Annotated in this window: 1 protein-coding gene; it reads right to left on the bottom strand. The window is 71.1% G+C overall.

Annotation, left to right across the window (positions count from 1 at the left end):
• Positions 1–80 precede the first annotated feature (80 nt).
• Positions 81–3,116: an alpha-mannosidase gene (locus tag ACFUPX_RS44020; protein ID WP_383335379.1), complete on the bottom strand. Its 3,036-nt coding sequence runs from the start codon at positions 3,114–3,116 to the stop codon at positions 81–83.
• Positions 3,117–3,282: the final 166 nt, after the last annotated feature.

Here is a 3,282-nt window from a genome sequence, read left to right as displayed (position 1 = left end):
GGTCGTGTCGCCGACCACCGGCCCGTCCGGCTCCCACGCGTTCGCCGCCTCTACTCAGCTCAGCTTGGCTCATCCGGCCGTCACGCCCGCGTCAGCCGCAGCGTCACCAGCTCGAACGGCCGCAGCGTCAGCGCGACACCCTCGACCGAGTAGTCCGGTGCCACGGCGTCCGCGAGGGGCCGCTCAAGCAGGTCCGTCACCTCGACCGAGCCGACCGCGAAGCCCGCCGCCAGGGTCGCCTTCGCGCGCCCGCCGCGCGACTCGTGGAAGCGGACGACGACGTCGCCGCTGCCGTCGTCGGCGAGCTTGAGCGCGGTGACGACGACGGCGTCGTTGTCGACCGTCACCAGCGGGGCCACCTCGGCGCCGCCGCCCGCGATCCGCCGCTCGGGCAGGTTGATCCGGTAGCCCTCGCGCACCGCGTCGCCGATCCCGGCCCCCGGGACCAGCGCGTGCCGGAAGCGGTGGACGCCCTGGTCCGTCTCGGGGTCGGGGAAGCGCGGGGCACGGAGCAGCGAGGCACGCACCGTCGTGGTCGTACCGGCGTCCGACGCGCGCACCGTGCGCGTCACGTCATGGCCGTACGTCGAGTCGTTGACCAGGGCGACGCCCCACCCGGGCTCCTCCATGTGCACGAAGCGGTGGTTGCACGCCTCGAACTTGGCGGCCTCCCAGCTCGTGTTGGTGTGCGTGGCCCGGTAGAAGTGGCCGAACTGCGTCTCCGACGCGTACCGCTCCGCGTGGATGTCCAGCGGGAACGCCAGCTTCAGGAACTTCTCCGTCTCGTGCCAGTCGACCTCCGTGTCGATGTCCAGGCGCGTGGAGCCGGGCGTCAGGGACAGCACCTGCGTGAGCCGCGAGTCGCCGAAGCTGCGTACGACACGGACCGAGGCACCGCCCTGCGCGGGCTCGACCGTGTCCGCGTCCGTGAGATCGGTGACCGTGTTGCGGTAGAACTCGTCGACGTCCCACGCGTCCCACATGTTCGGGAAGTCGGCGTGGAGCTGCGGCAGGTTCGCCGCCTGGCCCGGCGCGACGGTCTCCCGGTCGGCCACGATGTCGTACGCGGAGACGATCAGCCCGCGGGCGTCGATCTCGACCCGCAGCAGACCGTTGTCCAGGACATAGCCGCCGTCGGCGCGCGAGGCGATCGCGGACTGGCCGTCGATGGCGGCGGGGCGCGCGCCGCCCGCGGGGACGCCGTCGCGGGTGTGCGGGGTGGAGTTGAAGATGAGCGTTCCCGAGCCGCCGTCGCCCGCCAGTGCGCGCTGGGCCGCGTCGATGATGCCGTTCAGCTCGTCGGCGACCTTCGCGTACGTCGCGCGCGCCTCCCGGTGCACCCAGGCGATGGACGAACCGGGCAGGATGTCGTGGAACTGGTGGAGCAGCACCGTCTTCCAGATGCGGTCCAACTCCTCGTAGGGATAAGCGAATTCGCCCGATTCGCCCGCCCGGACGGCCGCCGTCGCCGCCCACAGCTCCGCCTCCCGCAGCAGATGCTCGCTGCGGCGGTTGCCCTGCTTGGTGCCCGCCTGGCTGGTGAGGGTGGCGCGGTGCAGCTCCAGGTACAGCTCGCCCACCCAGACAGGGGCGTTCGGGTACTCCGCCTCGGCCTTCTCGAAGAAGGCGGCGGGGGTCTCCCACTCGACGGTGGCCGAACCCTCCAGGTCACGCAGGCGTCCGGCCTTCGCGATCATCTCGCGGGTGGTGCCGCCGCCTCCGTCGCCCCAGCCGGTCGGGGCGAGCGAGTGCCGGGCGACTCCCTTGTCCTTGAAGTTCTTCGCCGCGTGGGCGATCTCGCTGCCCTTCATCGAGCAGTTGTAGGTGTCGACGGGCGGGAAGTGCGTGAAGATGCGGGTGCCGTCGATGCCTTCCCAGTTGAAGGTGTGGTGCGGGAAGCGGTTGGTCTGCGACCAGGAGATCTTCTGGGTGAGCAGCCACTTGGACCCGGCCGCCTTGATGATCTGCGGAAGCCCCGCCGCGAAACCGAAGGTGTCGGGCAGCCACGCCTCGTCGTTCTCGATGCCGAACTCGTCGAGGAAGAACCGCTTGCCGTGCACGAACTGACGGGCCATCGCCTCCGAGCCCGGCATGTTCGTGTCCGACTCGACCCACATGCCGCCCGCGGGCACGAACCGCCCGTCGGCGACCGCCTTCTTGACCTTCGTCCACACCTCGGGGCGGTGCTCCTTGACCCACGCCCACTGCTGCGCCTGGGACATGGCGAAGACGAAGTCGGGCTCGTCCTCGATGAGCGCGGTCATGTTCGACGTCGTACGCGCGACCTTGCGCACCGTCTCGCGCAGCGGCCAGAGCCACGCGGAGTCGATGTGCGCGTGGCCGACGGCGCTGATGCGGTGGGCCGAGGGCTCGGCGGGGGTGGCCAGGACGCCTTCGAGCTCGGCGCGGGCCGCGGGCGCCGAGCCGTTCACGTCCTGGAGGTCCACGGCGTCCAGGGCGCGGCCGATGGCGCGTACGACGGCGTAACGGCGCCCGGAGTCCTCGGGAAGCTCCTGCATCAGCTCGCCGAGCACTTCGAGGTCGATGACGAGCTGCCACACGGTCTCGTCGAAGACGGCGAGGTCCATGCGGGCGAGCTTGTACTGGGGCTCGCTGCCGGCCGTCTCCTTGTCGCCGAGCTGGGTGGGCAGGAAGGGGTGGTAGTCGAGGATGACGGGGTTGGACGCGGCCTCGATGTGCAGGTGGACGTCTTCGCCGCCGGTTGCCGGGGCGGCGATCCGTACCCACTGGTTGCGGGGGTTGAGGCCCTTCACCGGGGTGCCGTCGGGGCGGTAGACCAGGCCCTCGCACTGGAAGCCGGGCATGTTCTCGTCGAAGCCGAGGTCGAGGACGGCCTCGACGGTTTTCCCCGCCCACTCCTGGGGCACGGTGCCGGTCACCCGGAACCAGCTGGTGGCCCAGGGGGCGCCCCAGGCCGCGCCGACCTCGGTCGGCTCGGGGTGCGCCGCGAGGCCCTCCGCGACGGGCACGGGCTCGCCCGGGGCGGTCCATACGGCGACGTCCAGGGGGACGGAATCGGGGTAGACGGCGGGGCGGATGCGCTCGTCGAGGACGCGCTTGAGGCGGGCTTCTATGAGGGTGCGGTCGTCGTGCATGGTGCTCTCCGTTTGCATGTTGAGTGCGGGTGGGGGGCGGAGTCTTTTCTTTCCCCAGCCCCGCCCCTTCCCGAAAACCCGCTGGCGCGGGGGCCTTGGTTGCCGTCTCATCACCGGCTTCGCCGAGTTCGTCCTCAAACGCCGGACGGGCTGACGGGTTTCAGCC

This window comes from Streptomyces sp. NPDC057302 (assembly GCF_042667685.1).
Taxonomy (GTDB): Bacteria; Actinomycetota; Actinomycetes; order Streptomycetales; family Streptomycetaceae; genus Streptomyces.
This window is presented reverse-complemented; position numbering and strand designations above follow the sequence as displayed.